The organism is Tateyamaria algicola (assembly GCF_047715485.1).
Lineage (GTDB): Bacteria > Pseudomonadota > Alphaproteobacteria > Rhodobacterales > Rhodobacteraceae > Tateyamaria.
In genome coordinates this window covers 3358486-3373424 of record NZ_CP180422.1, presented here as the reverse complement: position 1 = coordinate 3373424, position 14939 = coordinate 3358486, and the positions used below count along the sequence as shown (strand labels likewise).

Annotated in this window: 14 protein-coding genes, 1 tRNA gene and 1 pseudogene; 1 reads left to right on the top strand and 15 read right to left on the bottom strand. The window is 62.2% G+C overall.

Features of this window, described 5'->3' with window-relative positions:
* Nucleotides 1–134: 134 nt before the first annotated feature.
* The 15 genes from lysM to fnrL all read right to left on the bottom strand — a co-directional run bounded on the left by lysM (nt 135) and on the right by fnrL (nt 13526).
* Nucleotides 135–563, bottom strand: coding sequence for a peptidoglycan-binding protein LysM (gene lysM / locus ACMHLQ_RS19100; RefSeq protein WP_415402270.1), 429 nt, complete (start codon nt 561–563; stop codon nt 135–137).
* A 68-nt stretch (nt 564–631) separates the two neighbouring features.
* On the bottom strand, nt 632–2443 hold the full coding sequence (locus ACMHLQ_RS19095; protein ID WP_415402269.1) for an ABC transporter transmembrane domain-containing protein: 1812 nt from the start codon (nt 2441–2443) through the stop codon (nt 632–634).
* Between the two features lie 96 nt (nt 2444–2539).
* A tRNA-Gly gene (locus ACMHLQ_RS19090) sits at nt 2540–2613 on the bottom strand.
* 99 nt (nt 2614–2712) lie between these two features.
* Complete coding sequence (locus tag ACMHLQ_RS19085) at nt 2713–3672, bottom strand: extracellular solute-binding protein (protein WP_415405319.1); 960 nt, start codon at nt 3670–3672, stop codon at nt 2713–2715.
* Between the two features lie 194 nt (nt 3673–3866).
* The gene (locus ACMHLQ_RS19080; protein WP_415402268.1) at nt 3867–4247 is read right to left on the bottom strand and encodes a VOC family protein; all 381 of its coding nucleotides are present in this window, start codon (nt 4245–4247) and stop codon (nt 3867–3869) included.
* 132 nt (nt 4248–4379) lie between these two features.
* Nucleotides 4380–4535, bottom strand: a complete 156-nt coding sequence (gene ccoS / locus ACMHLQ_RS19075; protein WP_415402267.1) for a cbb3-type cytochrome oxidase assembly protein CcoS — start codon at nt 4533–4535, stop codon at nt 4380–4382.
* A 4-nt stretch (nt 4536–4539) separates the two neighbouring features.
* Complete coding sequence (locus ACMHLQ_RS19070) at nt 4540–6663, bottom strand: heavy metal translocating P-type ATPase (protein ID WP_415402266.1); 2124 nt, start codon at nt 6661–6663, stop codon at nt 4540–4542.
* The gene (locus ACMHLQ_RS19065) at nt 6660–7118 is read right to left on the bottom strand and encodes a FixH family protein (RefSeq protein ID WP_415402265.1); all 459 of its coding nucleotides are present in this window, start codon (nt 7116–7118) and stop codon (nt 6660–6662) included. The genes ACMHLQ_RS19070 and ACMHLQ_RS19065 overlap by 4 nt, the downstream gene beginning before the upstream one ends.
* 2 nt (nt 7119–7120) lie before the next feature.
* Nucleotides 7121–8554 carry a cytochrome c oxidase accessory protein CcoG gene (gene ccoG / locus ACMHLQ_RS19060; protein ID WP_415402264.1) on the bottom strand — a complete coding sequence of 478 codons (1434 nt, stop codon included), beginning with the start codon at nt 8552–8554 and terminating at the stop codon, nt 7121–7123.
* Between the two features lie 186 nt (nt 8555–8740).
* Nucleotides 8741–9607 (bottom strand): cytochrome-c oxidase, cbb3-type subunit III, encoded by an 867-nt coding sequence (gene ccoP / locus ACMHLQ_RS19055; protein WP_415402263.1) that lies wholly within the window; start codon nt 9605–9607, stop codon nt 8741–8743.
* On the bottom strand, nt 9607–9798 hold the full coding sequence (locus ACMHLQ_RS19050; RefSeq protein WP_415402262.1) for a cbb3-type cytochrome c oxidase subunit 3: 192 nt from the start codon (nt 9796–9798) through the stop codon (nt 9607–9609). The genes ccoP and ACMHLQ_RS19050 overlap by 1 nt, the downstream gene beginning before the upstream one ends.
* A gap of 13 nt (nt 9799–9811) precedes the next feature.
* Nucleotides 9812–10543, bottom strand: coding sequence for a cytochrome-c oxidase, cbb3-type subunit II (gene ccoO / locus ACMHLQ_RS19045; protein ID WP_415402261.1), 732 nt, complete (start codon nt 10541–10543; stop codon nt 9812–9814).
* Between the two features lie 13 nt (nt 10544–10556).
* A complete protein-coding gene (gene ccoN, locus ACMHLQ_RS19040) occupies nt 10557–12182 on the bottom strand; it encodes a cytochrome-c oxidase, cbb3-type subunit I (protein ID WP_415402260.1) in 1626 nt (541 codons plus the stop codon).
* Nucleotides 12183–12293: 111 nt separating this feature from the next.
* Entirely contained in the window at nt 12294–12701 is a 408-nt protein-coding gene (locus ACMHLQ_RS19035) for a universal stress protein (protein WP_415402259.1), read from the bottom strand.
* An 84-nt stretch (nt 12702–12785) separates the two neighbouring features.
* A complete protein-coding gene (gene fnrL / locus ACMHLQ_RS19030) occupies nt 12786–13526 on the bottom strand; it encodes a transcriptional regulator FnrL (protein ID WP_415402258.1) in 741 nt (246 codons plus the stop codon).
* Nucleotides 13527–13689: 163 nt separating this feature from the next.
* On the opposite strand from fnrL, the pseudogene ACMHLQ_RS19025 reads away from it, so the two are divergent.
* Nucleotides 13690–14937 (top strand): annotated as a pseudogene (locus tag ACMHLQ_RS19025) (radical SAM protein); the annotation flags it as partial.
* Nucleotides 14938–14939: the final 2 nt, after the last annotated feature.

Below are 14939 nucleotides of genomic sequence, written 5' to 3'. Positions count from 1 at the left end.
CAAGATGCGGTGGATTGCCGCAATGTTCAAGGATGGCAAGGGGCTGGGCCAGTTCGGACGCGGCGTCAGTACATGTGACCTAAGGTAAAATGGTCTGGCCCGCCGCCCTACACCTGCGTTTCGACGATTTCGGGTCAATCCTGCGGTATCCGCAGCACCTGCCCGGCATAGATCTTGTCGGGGTGCGACAGCATGGGTTTGTTCGCCTCAAAGATGTCCGTGCAGCGGGCGCCATCCCCCAGGGCAGACGCCGCGATGCCCCAAAGGGTATCGCCAGGCACCACGGTGCAAAAGACGGGGTCGGTGTCGCTGGGCACATCGTCCTCGACCACGGCGACGCCGACAACGTTGCCCACGGCAAGGATCACCTTTTCCTTCGTTTCCTGATTGACCGCCGCGCCTGACACTTTGACGATGTCCCCTTGGACACTGATCTGAAGGCCGCTGGCATCCAGCCCCAGATTGGCAACCTCTTCCCGCAACACATCGCTGTGCACGTCCGCAGCCTCTTCGCCATCAAACAGCGTCTTGCCCTTGCGTTTCACAAAGCTCCACACACCCATAATCGTCCCTCACACATCACCTGTCGCTAGGCGGTCAAACCACGCAATTGTAACAGTCAGAAGGGGAATTACTCGGCTGCTATGCCATCAGTGAACTGCAAGCGCGCCAAACGGGCATAAAGCCCTCCTTCGGCTACTAATTGATCATGTGGACCCTGGGCGACCACCCTGCCCTGATCCAGAACAACGATGCGATCCGCCTTTTTGACGGTCGCTAGGCGATGCGCGACGATCAGTGTGGTGCGCCCCTGGGACAGGCTGTCGACGGCCATTTGCACCGCGCGCTCGCTTTCGGCATCCAGTGCGCTGGTCGCTTCGTCCAGCAACAGCACAGGTGCATCGCGCAGGATCGCGCGCGCGATGGCAATCCGCTGCTTCTGGCCGCCCGATAGCATCACACCGCGCTCACCCAGCGGGCTGTCATATCCATCCGGCAGGCCCGAGATGAAGTCATGCGCGGCGGCGGTTTTGGCTGCGGCCTCGATATCTTCCCGGCTGGCCCCGGGGCGTCCAAAGGCGATGTTTTCGCCCGCCGAGGCTGCAAAGATCATCGGGTCCTGCGGCACCAAGGCAATGTGCTGGCGGAAGGCTTCGCGCTCCATCTGCGCCACATCGACACCATCGAGGCGGATCACCCCCTCTTGCGGGTCGTAAAAGCGCAAGAGCATCTGGATGATCGTCGTCTTGCCCGCGCCGGACGGGCCGACAAACGCGACCGTCTCACCGGGTTGGATATCGAGCGTGACACCGTCGAGCGCGTTCGCATTCGGGCGCGCCGGGTAGGCAAAGCGCACGTTCTCGAACCCGATCCGCCCCTCGACGGGCGTGGGCAGTGCGAGGGGTGCGGCAACGTCTTGCACTTCGTCGCGTGTGTTCAGCAATTCGACCAGCCGTTCGGTCGCGCCTGCCGCGCGCTGCAACTCACCGATGATTTCGGACAAGGCGGCCACCGCCCCCGCCACCATCACCGCATAGATGACAAACTGGATCAGCGCACCCGGCGACATGAGGCCTGCGCGCACATCATTGGCCCCGATCCACAGAACGCCCACAATACCCGAAAAAACGAGGAAAATGACGATAACGGTCATGGCCGCACGGGTGGTGATGCGCCGCTTGGCCGAACCATAGCTTGCCTCGGTCACATCGGAAAACATCGCGCGGCTGGCCACTTCGTGGGTAAAGGCCTGCACCGTCTGCACGGCGCTCAATTGCTCAGAGGCACGGCCCGAAGAGGCGGCGATCCAGTCCTGGTTCTCGCGGCTCAGCACGCGCAGCTTGCGCCCAAGGACGAGAATGGGGACAACAACAGCCGGTACGATAAGCAGCACAAGCCCGGTCAACTTGGCCGAGGTCAGCAGCATCAGCACCAGACCGCCGGTAAAGATTAGCACGTTGCGCAGCGCAATCGACACGCTCGACCCCACAACGCTCAGGATCAGGGTCGTGTCGGTCGTGATCCGGCTCAGGACCTCGCCGGTCATGATGTTCTCGTAAAAGCTGGGCGACATGCCGATCACGCGGTTGAACACCGCCTTGCGGATGTCGGCCACGACCCGCTCGCCAAGCCGGGTGACCAGCGCATAGCGCAGGCCGGTGCCGATGGCGAGAAGCGCGGCAATCCCCATGGCAGCGAGGAAGTAGAGGTCGAGAATGGCGGCATCATCGGTGCGAAAATTGTCCACCACACGGCGCACGGCCAGCGGCAAGGTCAACGAGATGATGGCCGTGGCCACAAGCGCCGCAATCGCGGCTGTCATCAGTTTCCAATACGGCAACAAGAACGGCAGAAGCGCGCGCAAGGCGCCCAATTGCTTTGATTTCTCACGCTCTTGCGCACCGGCATTCGGTGGCAGATGGGTGGTCGTCTGATCAGTCATGCGGTCTCCCGGCCGTGCTCGTGCACCGCACATGGCCGCATCCCCTCTGTCACGTCAAGTGGACAGGGGCGCGCAGGCGATCAACTCGGAAGGATTTGGAGCGGGCGGCGGGAATCGAACCCGCGTCATTAGCTTGGAAGGCTAAGGTCTTACCACTACACAACGCCCGCGCAGTGCCGCGATGCTTAGTGCAGGCGCGCAGCGAGGTCAAGAATGCGACCGGCGTTGCGTCGCCGAAAACTGGGCAGGGGCGCCTGTCGCAAAACAGGCTATTTCCAACCCACGTCGTCAAAGATTTTCTGCGCCTTTGGCACGTTCCGCGCGACCGTGCTCAGATCCACATCATCCGGTTTGAACATCCCCAGAGCCGCAACAGACGGGCTGAGCGCGACACCGGGAACGGCGGGGTATTCATCATTCCCGGCCGAGAAATACTGCTGCGCCTGATCGCTGGCGAGATATTCCAGGAACAGCACCGCATTGTCATAGTTGGGCGCAAAGGCCGCGACACCGCCGCCTGACAGGTTCATATGCGCGCCCTCTTCGTTCTGGCCGGGAAACACCCAGCCGATGTTCTCGCGCGCCTCTTCGGACAGGCCATCGACGTCGCGACGGATGGCGCGTGCATAATAGTAGGTGTTGGAGATCGCGATGTCGCATTCGCCCGAAACCAGCCCGCGCAACTGGTCGGTATCCCCGCCTTGCGGGTCGCGGGCAAAGTTGCCCACCACCCCTTGGGCCCACTTGGTCGCGGCCTCTTCCCCATGGTTTTCGATCATCGCCGCCAGGAGCGTTTGGGAATAGACATTGGTGGACGAGCGGTGACAGATCATGCCCGCATAATCGGGATGAGCGAGATCGAAATAGGATTGCGGCGGGTCGCTCACGTCCACCTTGTCATAAAAGATGATCCGCGCGCGTTGGCTAAAGCCAAACCACTGGTTCTGATTGTCCTGCAGGTAGGACGGGATGCGGACCTCGAGCACGGTGCTGTCGATGGGCTGCAAGACATTCGCATCCTTGGCGCGGGCCAGCCGGGAGGTGTCCACCGTCAACAACACATCCGCCGGTGAATTGGGCCCCTCCGCCTGCATCCGGGTGATCAGCTCATCCGCCTTGCCCTCGATGCGGTTGATGGTGATGCCCGTGGCATCGGTGAAATCCGAATAAAGCCGTTCGTCCGTATCATAGTGACGCGAGGAATAGAGGTTCAACTCGCCCTCTGCCATGACAGCAGCGGGTCCGAACACGGCTGTTGCTGTTGCGATAGCGACGGCGCTCAGATGGGCGATAGAACGGGACATGACGGCTCCTGATCTGTTTGGTCATTGCGGCAAGCCAGACACCAATTCAGTGCGAGACACAAGCGCAGCCGGATAATCAATTTGAATATACGGGTCCGGTGGCTAATCCTTTTGCGGGCTTACTCCTGCGTCGAGAAATCGACGTGGATGTGATTGCCATCCGGGTCCCAGATGTTGAAGGCGACCATTTCGATGGCTGCAATCTCGGACTTGCGGAAGTCTTCGTCGCGCGCGCGCAAACGGTCCTCGAACGCGGCGGCTCCTGTGGCTGTCATCGCAAAATGCTCAAGCTTCAGGGCGGTTTCCGAACCCACGGCGGGGGGACCGTCGATGCCGACCAGATGGATGACAACCGTATCACCCGCATAAAGCCACGCGCCCGGAAAGGGAAAATCGGGCCGGTAGCCGACCCGCAGCCCCAGCCGATCCGTGTACCAGTCGATCATGGCGTCCAGCTGCGTCGTGCGCAGGTTCACGTGATCAAGTTTCTGAATCTGCATATCTTTGCCTTCTGTCCAGCGCCCTTGCCCATCATCACAGGCACCGCGCATGGCGTCAAATACATGCAAGGCCGCCACATGCCCAAGAGCACGGCAGCCATGAGAATTGAGATCCGTGCCGAATTGGGCCGCTCACCTGCGCGGCACATCATCCTCATCCAGCAGGATGCGTTCGGCATCGCCCTCGGGGTCGGAATACTGGTCATGGCGCAAGGTCCAGACAAAGGCGACAAGCGCGCCAAGACCGAGGATCAGCGAACAGGGAACAAGAATGACAAGGATATTCATGACTCTACCGGGTCCTTAGCGCGTTGAGGGTGACAGTGATCGAACTTGTGGACATGGCCAGTGCCGCCATCAGCGGCGTGGCATAGCCCATCAAGGCCAGCGGGATCGCCACGGCATTGTAGCATGCCGCAAGGCCAAAGTTCTCGAGAATGCGGCGCCGGGCGCTGCGCGCGATCCGCAGCACCGCCGGGATGCCTGACAGCTTCTGGCCCAGCAACACCACGTCGGCAGCGTTCTGGCTCGCCTCAAGCGCGGTGCCCGGCGCGATGGAGGCCCAGGCTTGGGTCAGGGCCAGCGTGTCGTTCAGGCCATCGCCGATCATGACCACCTTGCGCCCGTTTGCCTGCAAATCGGTGATCAGGGTCTGTTTGTCCTCGGGGCCCACCCCGGCATGGACCTGATCCAGTTTCAGGGTCTCGGCCATGCGCGCGGCATTGTGCGCGTTGTCCCCGGTCAGCATGTGCACATCAAGGCCCATTGCGCGCAGTGCCTCGACCGCCGCGCCCGCCTCTGGCACCGCCTGTTCGCGGCGGTCCAGCGGGAACACGTCATCGTCGACCTTTAGCACGGTGCCCTCGCCCTGCCCGATCCAGCCCGCATCACCCAGCGCGACGGGGACGTTGCCCCACAGTCCGGTCACGCCCTTGCCGCGATGTTCGCGCAGATCGCTGAGCGGTGCGGAGGGCACATCGCTGAGCCTTGGCAGCACGCTCCGGCTGAGCGGGTGGTTGGACGCCTCGGCCAGCGCCTTGAGCACAGTGCGGCGGTCGCGCGGCAGGTCGTCGCCCGGCACCAGCGCGCTGTCCGTCAGCGTACCGGTCTTGTCGAACACGACGGTGTCGACCTCGGCCAGCCTTTCAAGCGCGGTTTCGGATTTGACCAACACCCCCATGCGGAACAGCCGCCCCGTGGCCACTGTGGCCACCGCAGGCACGGCCAGCCCGAGGGCACAGGGGCACGTGATGATCAAGGTCGCGATCGCGATTGTCAGCGCATGATAGTAGTCACCCGTTGCCGCCGACCATGCGATGAATGCCACAAACGACAGGCCATGAACCAGCGGCGCATAGACCCCCGCCGCGCGGTTGGCGAGGCTGGTGTATCGGCTGCGCGCCCCTTCCGCGACCGAGGCGAGTTGGACAAGGCGGCGCAGGGTCGATCCCGTGGCCGCGACCGTTGTACGTATGGTGACGGGACCGGTCAGCAGAACTTCACCCGCGGTCAGGTTTGCGCCCTGCTCTACCGTAATCGCGTCGCTTTCCCCCGTCAGCGCACTGCGATCCACGCGCGCTGTGTCTGCACACAACACGCCGTCCACGGGCACCCGGCTGCCAGCGGCAAGCCACAGCGTGTCGCCCTCGGCCACTTCGTCCACCGGGCAACTGACGCGCAGATCGCCCTCGATCCGCGTCACGCGGTTCGGCTCCAGCGCGGCGAGGTCGGCGGCGGCAGAACGGGCCGCGCGCCGCATCCGAGTTTCCAGCACACGCCCGCCCAACAGGAAGAAGGTCAGCGACAGGGCGGCATCAAAATAGGCGTGTTCGCCGCCCAACATCGTCTCATAGAGCGACAGGCCACAGGCCAGCACAATGGCCAACGCAATCGGTACGTCCATGTTCAGCCTGCGGGCACGCAGTGCGCCAAGGGCCGAGCGAAAGAACGGTTGCGCGCTGTAGATGGCGGCAGGCAAGGCAATGGTGGCTGCGATCCAGTGCAGGAAATCGCGTGTCGTGTCCGTCGCACCGGACCACACGGCGACAGACAGCAGCATGACATTCATCATCGCAAAACCGGCCACGCCAAGGCGCAGGATCAGACCGTCATCCTCGGATGTGGCGCCTGCATCCCGCGCCTCGTGCGCCTCGAAGCCGATGGCGGTCAGCGCCGTGATCCACGGGGCGGGATCGGTGCCAGGCACCGCACTGATCGCGACGCGCTTGCGGCTGAGGTTCACACGCGCCGATGCGATGTCATCGCGGGCATTCAACAGCTGCTCGACCGAGCGGATGCAGCTGGAACAATGGATGGTGGGCAGGATCAGCTCGTGCGTGGGCAGCCCGGATCGGGCCGCTGTCTGTTCGGCAATAGGGCCAGCCGCCACGCAGCCCGGACAGCTGGTTATGGTCATGGCGCGACCCGCAGCACGATCCGCTGGCGAAAGGCCGTGCCATCCGCCGCATCCGCCGTCAGGCGCAGGTTCCAGTTGCCGGGCGAGAGTGCGGGCACCTGTGCGACAAATCCGGTGCCGTCATGTGTGAACACCGGCGTCACGTCATCACCCACATGTGTGGCGCGCCCAAGCGTGGCCGAGGTGATGCGCGGCACGACAGGGCCGATGGCATCGTCGATGAACAGGTGCAGTTCACTGCCCTCGATCTCTGCCCGCACATCCCAGCCCAGGGCCAGCTGCGCGGCGCGGTCGGCATCGAATTTCTGGCTGACCACGTAGGAATTGCGGGTCTCCAGCCCGGGAAAGGTCGACACGGCCTTGAAGGCCAATGTCAGGTTGACGCTGATGATGATCGCAAAGGCGCTGCCGAAAATGCCAAGCACGTGCCAGCCAGTGAGTTGTTTGAGAACCATGGTCATCCCTTCCCGTTAAAGATTGTGGCCACTCCGGCCCGGTCATCGGTTTCGACGTCTTCGACCCACAGACGCAGATCGGTTGTTTCGCTGCTGGCCGCCGGATCCTGCGGTCGCGCGGTGACATAGACGCGCGCGGCGAGGGTTTCGTTGGCCGGAACCGTTACGTGCCCATCATGTGGCCCGTCGGTTTCCACGCCGATGCGCAGGATGTCTTCGGACGTCAGCATGACGCGGAACGTGCGATCCTCTGCCGTGAGGTTGCGGATGCGCACGGTGTAGGTGTTGCGCACCGATCCGTCGGACATGGTAACGAATTGCGGATTGCGCACCGGTTCGACCGTCAGGTCGATGTCCGAACGGATGAACAGCGCGTAGACCAGCGCAACCCCGATCAGCGACCACATCGCGGTGTAAAGGATCGTGCGCGGGCGCAGAACGTGCTGCCAGATCGGGCGCGGCGGTTCGCCTGCCGTCTCACGTTCTTCATCGGCGAGGGCGAGATAGTCGATCAGGCCGCGCGGCTTGCCGATCCGTTCCATCACATCGTCGCAGGCATCAATGCAAAGCGCACAGGTGATGCACTCCATCTGCTGGCCGTCGCGGATGTCGATGCCAGCCGGGCACACGTTCACGCAGGCCATGCAGTCGATGCAGTCGCCCAACTCGTCCGCCCCTTCGGCCTTGCGGTGCTTGCCCCGCGGCTCGCCCCGCCAGTGGCGATAGGCCACGGTCAGCGTGTTGTTGTCCATCATCGCCGCCTGGATGCGCGGCCAGGGGCACATGTAGTTGCAGACCTGTTCGCGCATGAAACCGCCAAAGATGAAGGTGGTCGCGGTCAGGATCAGGATGGTGGTGTAGGCGACAAGCGGCGCACTGAATGTGGCCAGATCACGCGCCAGCGTCGGCGCATCGGCAAAGTAGAACACCCACGCGCCCCCTGTCGCAAGTGCGATCAGAAACCACACGATCCACTTGGTCACCCGGAGGCGCAGCTTGTGCAGCGACCAGTCGGCATTCCACAGGCGCACGCGGGCGTTGCGATCGCCTTCGATCCAGCGTTCGACCAGTATGAACAAGTCGGTCCAGACCGTTTGTGGGCAGGTATAGCCGCACCAGACGCGGCCAAGCGCAGAGGTGAATAGAAACAGGCCCAGCCCCGCCATGATCAGCAGTCCGGCGACGAAGTAGAACTCGTGCGGCCAGATCTCGATCCAGAAAAAGTAGAACCGGCGGCCAGCCAGGTCGATCAGCACCGCCTGATCGGGCAGGTTCGGGCCACGATCCCAGCGGATGAAGGGCGTGAGGTAGTAGATGGCCAGCGTCACGGCCATGATCCACCATTTGAGCGTGCGATAGGTGCCCTTCACACGCCGGGGAAAGATCGGTTCGCGCGCAACATAAAGGGCGGGCGGGGTGTCCGGTTGTTGTGTCATATTCGATTGTCCTGTTCGTGGGATGACAATGCAGACTGTCAGGATCGGGCGCCTTGATTTGGATCAAGCGCCCATGGGAAAGCCCCGGCCCCCGCTAGGTACGAACAGGACAAGGGCCGGGGTGGCCGCGCGCCCCCTCCCGGGTGAACCGCGAAGGTTCTAACGCGCAGGCCGCTGGCGGGTGGCTTATTCGCCGCCGCCAAGCTGGTGGAGATACAAGGTCACGGCCTTGATCTCTGCTTCGTCGAGCCGTTGGCCCCACGGGGGCATCACCCCGAAGCGGGAATAGGTGATGGTCTGCGTCAACGTCTCGCGGTCCCCTCCGTAGAGCCAGATCGCATCGGACAGTTGCGGCGCGCCCAGATCGCGGATGCCTTCGCCTGCATCTCCATGACAGGCCGTGCACTGTTCCTCGAACAGCACGGCGCCCTGTTCGGCGAGGGTGGCATCATGGTCCTGACCCGAGATAGACAGGACGTATTCCACCGTCGCTGCAATCTCCTCGTCCTCGAAAATCTCACCAAAGGCAGGCATCTCGGACCAGCGCGCATCGGGATCCGCCTCGTTCCGGATGCCGTGGCGCACGGTGTATTCGATGGAATCGAGGTCGCCGCCCCACAGCCAGTCATCATCCAGCAGGTTGGGATAGCCCACGGCTCCCGCCGCACCCGAGCCGTGGCATTGTGAGCAATGCGCGAGGAACACGGAGGCTCCACCAGCCACGCCGTAGCGATGTGCAGGATCGTCCGGCGCCAAAGTCGCAAGGTCAGCCGAGGCCAGACGCGCCGACACTTCGGCATTCTGCGCCTCGACCACGGCGATCTGTTCGGCCACCTCGGCGCGGGTCGAATAGCCCAGCACCCCGGATGTGGCCGAGTTGATCAGTGGCCAGGCCGGGAACGCGATCGTATAGGCGATCCCCCAGACGATGGTGCCGTAGAAACACCACAGCCACCACCGCGGCAGGGGGTTGTTCAACTCGGTGATGCCGTCCCAGTCGTGGCCGGTGGTATCGATGCCTGTGACGTCGTCTTTTTTTGGTGTGTCAGCCATCACTCGGCCTCCAGTTCTTGGGATTGTGCAGGCGCATCGCCATCGTTGCGAAAGGGAATGCCAGCGGCCTCGTCATTGGCGCTTTGGGCACCGGGTCGGAAGGACCAGAGGCACGCGATGATGTAAAAGATCACCATCGCCAGAAGGACCCAGCTGTCGGCCAGTTCGCGCAGGAAAGTATAGGTTTCCATTGTCCGTTCCCTCCTATCGGCTTGCATCTGGGGTGAAGGTCGAGAAATCGACCAGCGTGCCCAGCATCTGCAAATACGCGATCAGCGCATCCATCTCGGTCAGTTCGGGCTGTCCGTCAAAGTTGGACACGACCGCACCGGGATAGCGCTCGACCGTCGCGTCCCAATCCGAATCCGGATCGGCCTGCGCGCGGAAGTCAAAGACCGCCTGTTCGATCATGTCCTCGGTGTAGGGCACACCGACGATCCGGTGCGTGCGCAACAGATCCTCGATATGTTCGCCATCAATCACCGTGCGCCCGAGAAAGGCGTATTTGGGCATGATCGATTCCGGCACCACCGATTGCGGGTCGTTCAGGTGATCCACATGCCAGGCATCCGAATACCGCCCGCCGACGCGGGCCAGGTCAGGCCCCGTCCGCTTGGACCCCCACTGGTGCGGGTGGTCGTATTTGGACTCCGCCGCCAGTGAGTAGTGGCCATAGCGCTCGACCTCGTCCCGCATGGGGCGGATCATCTGGCTGTGACAGACATAGCACCCCTCGCGGATGTAGATGTCGCGACCCGCCAGCTCCAGCGGGCTGTAGGGGCGCATCCCGTCCACTTCCTCGATCGTGTTTTCGAGGTAGAAGAGCGGTGCGATCTCGACGATGCCGCCGACGGAGACAGTGAGCAGCGAGAACACGAACAAAAGTGTCGGGCTGCGTTCCAGCACTTGGTGCCGCTGAAGAAATCCTGCTTTCATTGGTCGATCTCCTTCAAGCAGCTTGTGCAGGTTGTGCCGCAGCAACAGGTGCCGCAGGTGGGGCCACCTGGACGGGCGAGCCGCCCCGGATGGTCATCCACATGTTCCACACCATGATGCAGGCACCGGTCAGGTAGAGAACTCCGCCCAGACCACGCACCACGTACATCGGGAACTTGGCGCTCACGGTGTCGGCGAACGAGTTCACGAGGAACCCTTGGGCATCGACTTCGCGCCACATCAGGCCCTCCATGATGCCGGTTACCCACATGGATGCCGCGTAGAGGACGATACCGATGGTCGCGAGCCAGAAGTGCCAGTCGATGGCCGACATGGAATACATCTGCTTGCGGCCCCACAGGCGCGGCGTCAGGAAGTAGAGCGCACCAAAGGTGATCATGCCGTTCCAGCCCAGCGCGCCGGAATGCACGTGCCCGATGGTCCAGTCGGTGTAGTGCGACAGCGAGTTGACCGCCCGGATCGACATCATCGGCCCTTCAAAGGTGGACATGCCGTAGAAGGCGAGGCTGATCACCATCATCCGGATGATGGGATCGGTACGCAGCTTGTCCCAGGCGCCTTGCAGCGTCATCAGACCGTTGATCATGCCACCCCAGCTCGGCATCCACAGGATGATCGAGAACACCATGCCAAGGGTCGAGGCCCAATCCGGCAGCGCAGTGTAATGCAGGTGGTGCGGACCGGCCCAGATGTAGAGAAAGATCAGCGCCCAGAAGTGGATGATCGACAGCTTGTAGCTGTAGACGGGGCGGCCCGCCTGCTTGGGCACAAAGTAATACATCATGCCCAGGAACCCGGCGGTGAGGAAGAAGCCCACGGCGTTGTGGCCATACCACCACTGGGTCATCGCATCCTGCACGCCGGAAAAGACCTGCACGGATTTGGACCCCAGCAAGGACACGGGAATGCTCAGGTTGTTGACGATGTGCAGCATCGCCACGGTGATGATGAAGCTCAGCAGGAACCAGTTGGCGACATAGATATGCTTTTCCTGCCGCTTGAAAATGGTGCCCATGTAGACGGCAAGGAACGCGACCCAGACGACGGTCAGCCAGATATCGACGTACCATTCGGGTTCTGCATACTCCTTGGATTGCGTGGCCCCCAGCAGATAGCCCGTGGCGGCCAGCACGATGAACAGCTGATAGCCCCAGAACACGAACCACGCCGTGTTGCCGCCCCAAAGACGGGTGCCACAGGTGCGTTGCACGATGTAGAAGGACGACATGATGAGGGCGTTGCCCCCGAATGCGAAAATCACCGCGCTGGTGTGCAGCGGGCGCAAGCGTCCAAAATTGGTAAAGGGCTGGCCCCAATCGAAATTCAGCGCCGGAAAGGCCAGCTGAAACGCGATGAAGACGCCGACGAGAAAGCCGATGACGCCCCAGAACCCGGTCGCAATGACCCCGGCCCGGATCACTCCGTCCATATAGCCCGAGGTATCCACCTCGCCCGTGGCCGTATCCATGTTGCGCAATTGCCAAATGAACATGCCCGCCGCGACCAACATGATCAGCGCGGCATGTAACTGATAGGCCAGATCGTGCCCCCAATCCGCAGCAATTGCGGCGACGAGAGCGATCAGACCAAAGGAGATGAGTTTAATATAGTCCCACATAGTGCATCCTTTGCAGTTTTGCGCCGCCTCGAGGGGCGGCACACCTGTTCGCATTTTGGGTCATAGGGACTTGGCCGCCTGGCCGCGTTGATCTGGATCAAGCGCGCGACGTTAGCGGATCACATGCACCGAACATTGGGCATGGCGCACAACCCACGCTGCCGTAGAGCCCAGCAAAATGTCCGAAAAAACAGGGCGGTGGGATGCAATCACGATACAGTCGGCCTCGTTCTGGGACGCCCAGTCGGTGATGGAGCGCCCGGTGGGTCCATCAATCAGCGCCATGCGGCCATTGGGCACCTGCGCCCTTACGTTCTCCAGACGCGTGCGGACCTTTTCACGGGTCGCCTGCAACATGTCGCCGGGCACGTATTCCGCCGCATAAACCGGCAGCGGTTCCAGCACGTGCAACAGGGTGATGCTGGCGTCCGGGCCCGAAATGCGCTTGGCGATTTCAATGGCACCGGCCACGTCTCTTTCTTCGTCAAAAGAAATGGGGATCAAAATATTAGTATACATGTCTTGCCTCCGTTCGCATGCAGCTACGGGGGATAGCCCAACGCGCACGGGTGAGCGTTGACCTGGATCAAGACGCCTTGTCGGTCAGATCAGCGGGCCGCCATCGCTGTCATCGCCCGTTTCCATCAGCAAAGCCTCAAGATCGGGGATGCGCACGGTGCGGTTGCCATCCAGTTCGATCACACCGTCCTTGCGCAATCCGGTGAACTGGCGGCTGACCGTTTCTATGGTCAGGCCCAGAAAGTTGGCCATCGTCTCGCGGCTGATCGGCAATTCGATACGCGAGGTATCCCCGAGGACCTTGCCATCCGGGTTCATCGTCCGCTTGGCGATCAGCATCAGCAGGCTGGCGATCTTTTCACGCGCCGTCTTGCGACCCAGCAACAGCATCCAGTCGCGTGCCGCGTCCAATTCGTCCAGCGCCATCTCGAGCAGGCGTTCCTGGATATGCGGGATCTCGATCAACAGCGCCTCGAACGGTTTGCGCTGGAAACAGCACAAGGTCACATCCGAAACAGCCGTCACATCATATTGCAACGTCCCGCGCCCGGGTCGGCCAATAAAGTCCGATGGCAGCAAAAGGCCCACCATCTGCGTGCGCCCATCCTCGATTGCGCGCTCGAGCGTGGCCGTTCCTGCCACGACCGAGGCCACCACATCCAGCGCGTCGCCGCGCATCGCGATGGTCTGGCCCGCGGAATAGGACTTGTAGAACTTGATCCTGTTCAGTTCCGCCAACTCGTCTTCGTCACAGCGCGCGCACACGGCCCGGTGACGGATGGGGCAATTGGAACACTCCGGCGACACGGCAAGGTTTTCCCTCATCCCCGTCCCCTTTGATCTGGGTCAATGCAGCCCGACATGACGCGGGACAGACTTACGACATGAAACATATATCCGACCTATCCCGCTTTGGACTGTTTGACGCCCGGGTGCCGCGTTTCACAAGCTACCCCCCGCGAATTGGTTCAGCGAGGAGGTCGATGCGAAGCACGTGCGTACGTGGCAATATACTGCTCCAAAGGATGCAGAGATTTCGCTCTATGTCCACATTCCCTTTTGCCGCAGACTCTGCTGGTTCTGCGCGTGCCGCACGCAAGGAACGCGCAGCGACGCACCGCTCGCGCCCTATGTCGACAGGGTTTTGGCCGAGGCGCGCGATGTGCGCGCCGGTTTCATCAACGGTGTCGCACCCAAGCGGTTACACCTGGGCGGGGGGACACCGACGATCCTGTCACCGGACTTGCTGGACAGATTGCTCAGTGGTTTGCACGACATCTGGGGCCTTGATGCGCTCGAGGAATTCTCGGTCGAGGTTGATCCCACGGATGTCGGGCCAGCCCGCCTTGCCGTTCTGAAAGAGCATGGCCTGTCACGGGCCAGCCTCGGCATTCAGGACTTCGACCCGCAGGTGCAAGCCGCCATCGGGCGCGAACAATCACAGGCACTGACGCAATCGGTCGTGGACGATCTGCGCGGGCTGGGTGTGGATGCGCTGAACTTCGATCTGCTGTACGGCCTGCCCTTTCAAACACCGCAAACGCTGGCTGCGACGCTGGATGCCGCGCTCGAAATGAACCCGGGCCGCATTGCGCTGTTTGGCTATGCGCATGTGCCGTGGATGTCCAAGCGCCAATCCCTGATCCCGACCGAGGCCCTGCCGAAACCGCAGGCACGGCTCGCCCTGTTCGAACAGGCGCGCCTGACCCTGTTGGGCCAGGGGTACGTCCAGATCGGGATCGATCACTTTGCCCGGCCCGATGATGCACTGGCACAGGCGTTCTATGACAAGCGTCTCAAGCGATCCTTCCAGGGTTACACCGATGACCGAGCCCCGTGGCTGGTGGGCCTTGGCGCCTCTGCGATCTCGACCTATCCGCAGGGGTTTGCGCAGAACATTCCCGTCACCGGCAAGTATGCCGAACAGGTGGATCAGGGTCGGCCCGCACTCTGGCGCGGCTATCAGCTCAGCGCCCAAGACAGGCTCAAGGCCGATCTGGTCGAACAATTGATGTGTTATCACGCTGCGGTCCTGTCACCCGCCCAAAAGGCAGACGTAGAAATCCGAAACAGCATTGATCGCATCGCGACGCAGTTTGACGGGGCGGTCAGCTGGGATGGCACAACGCTGGCCATCGACCGCTGGGCACACCCGCTGGTAAGGCTGATCGCCGTCCAACTGGTCACACCCGAGGAACCCACCACAGCCGAACGGACCTATAGCGCAGCGATCTGAGC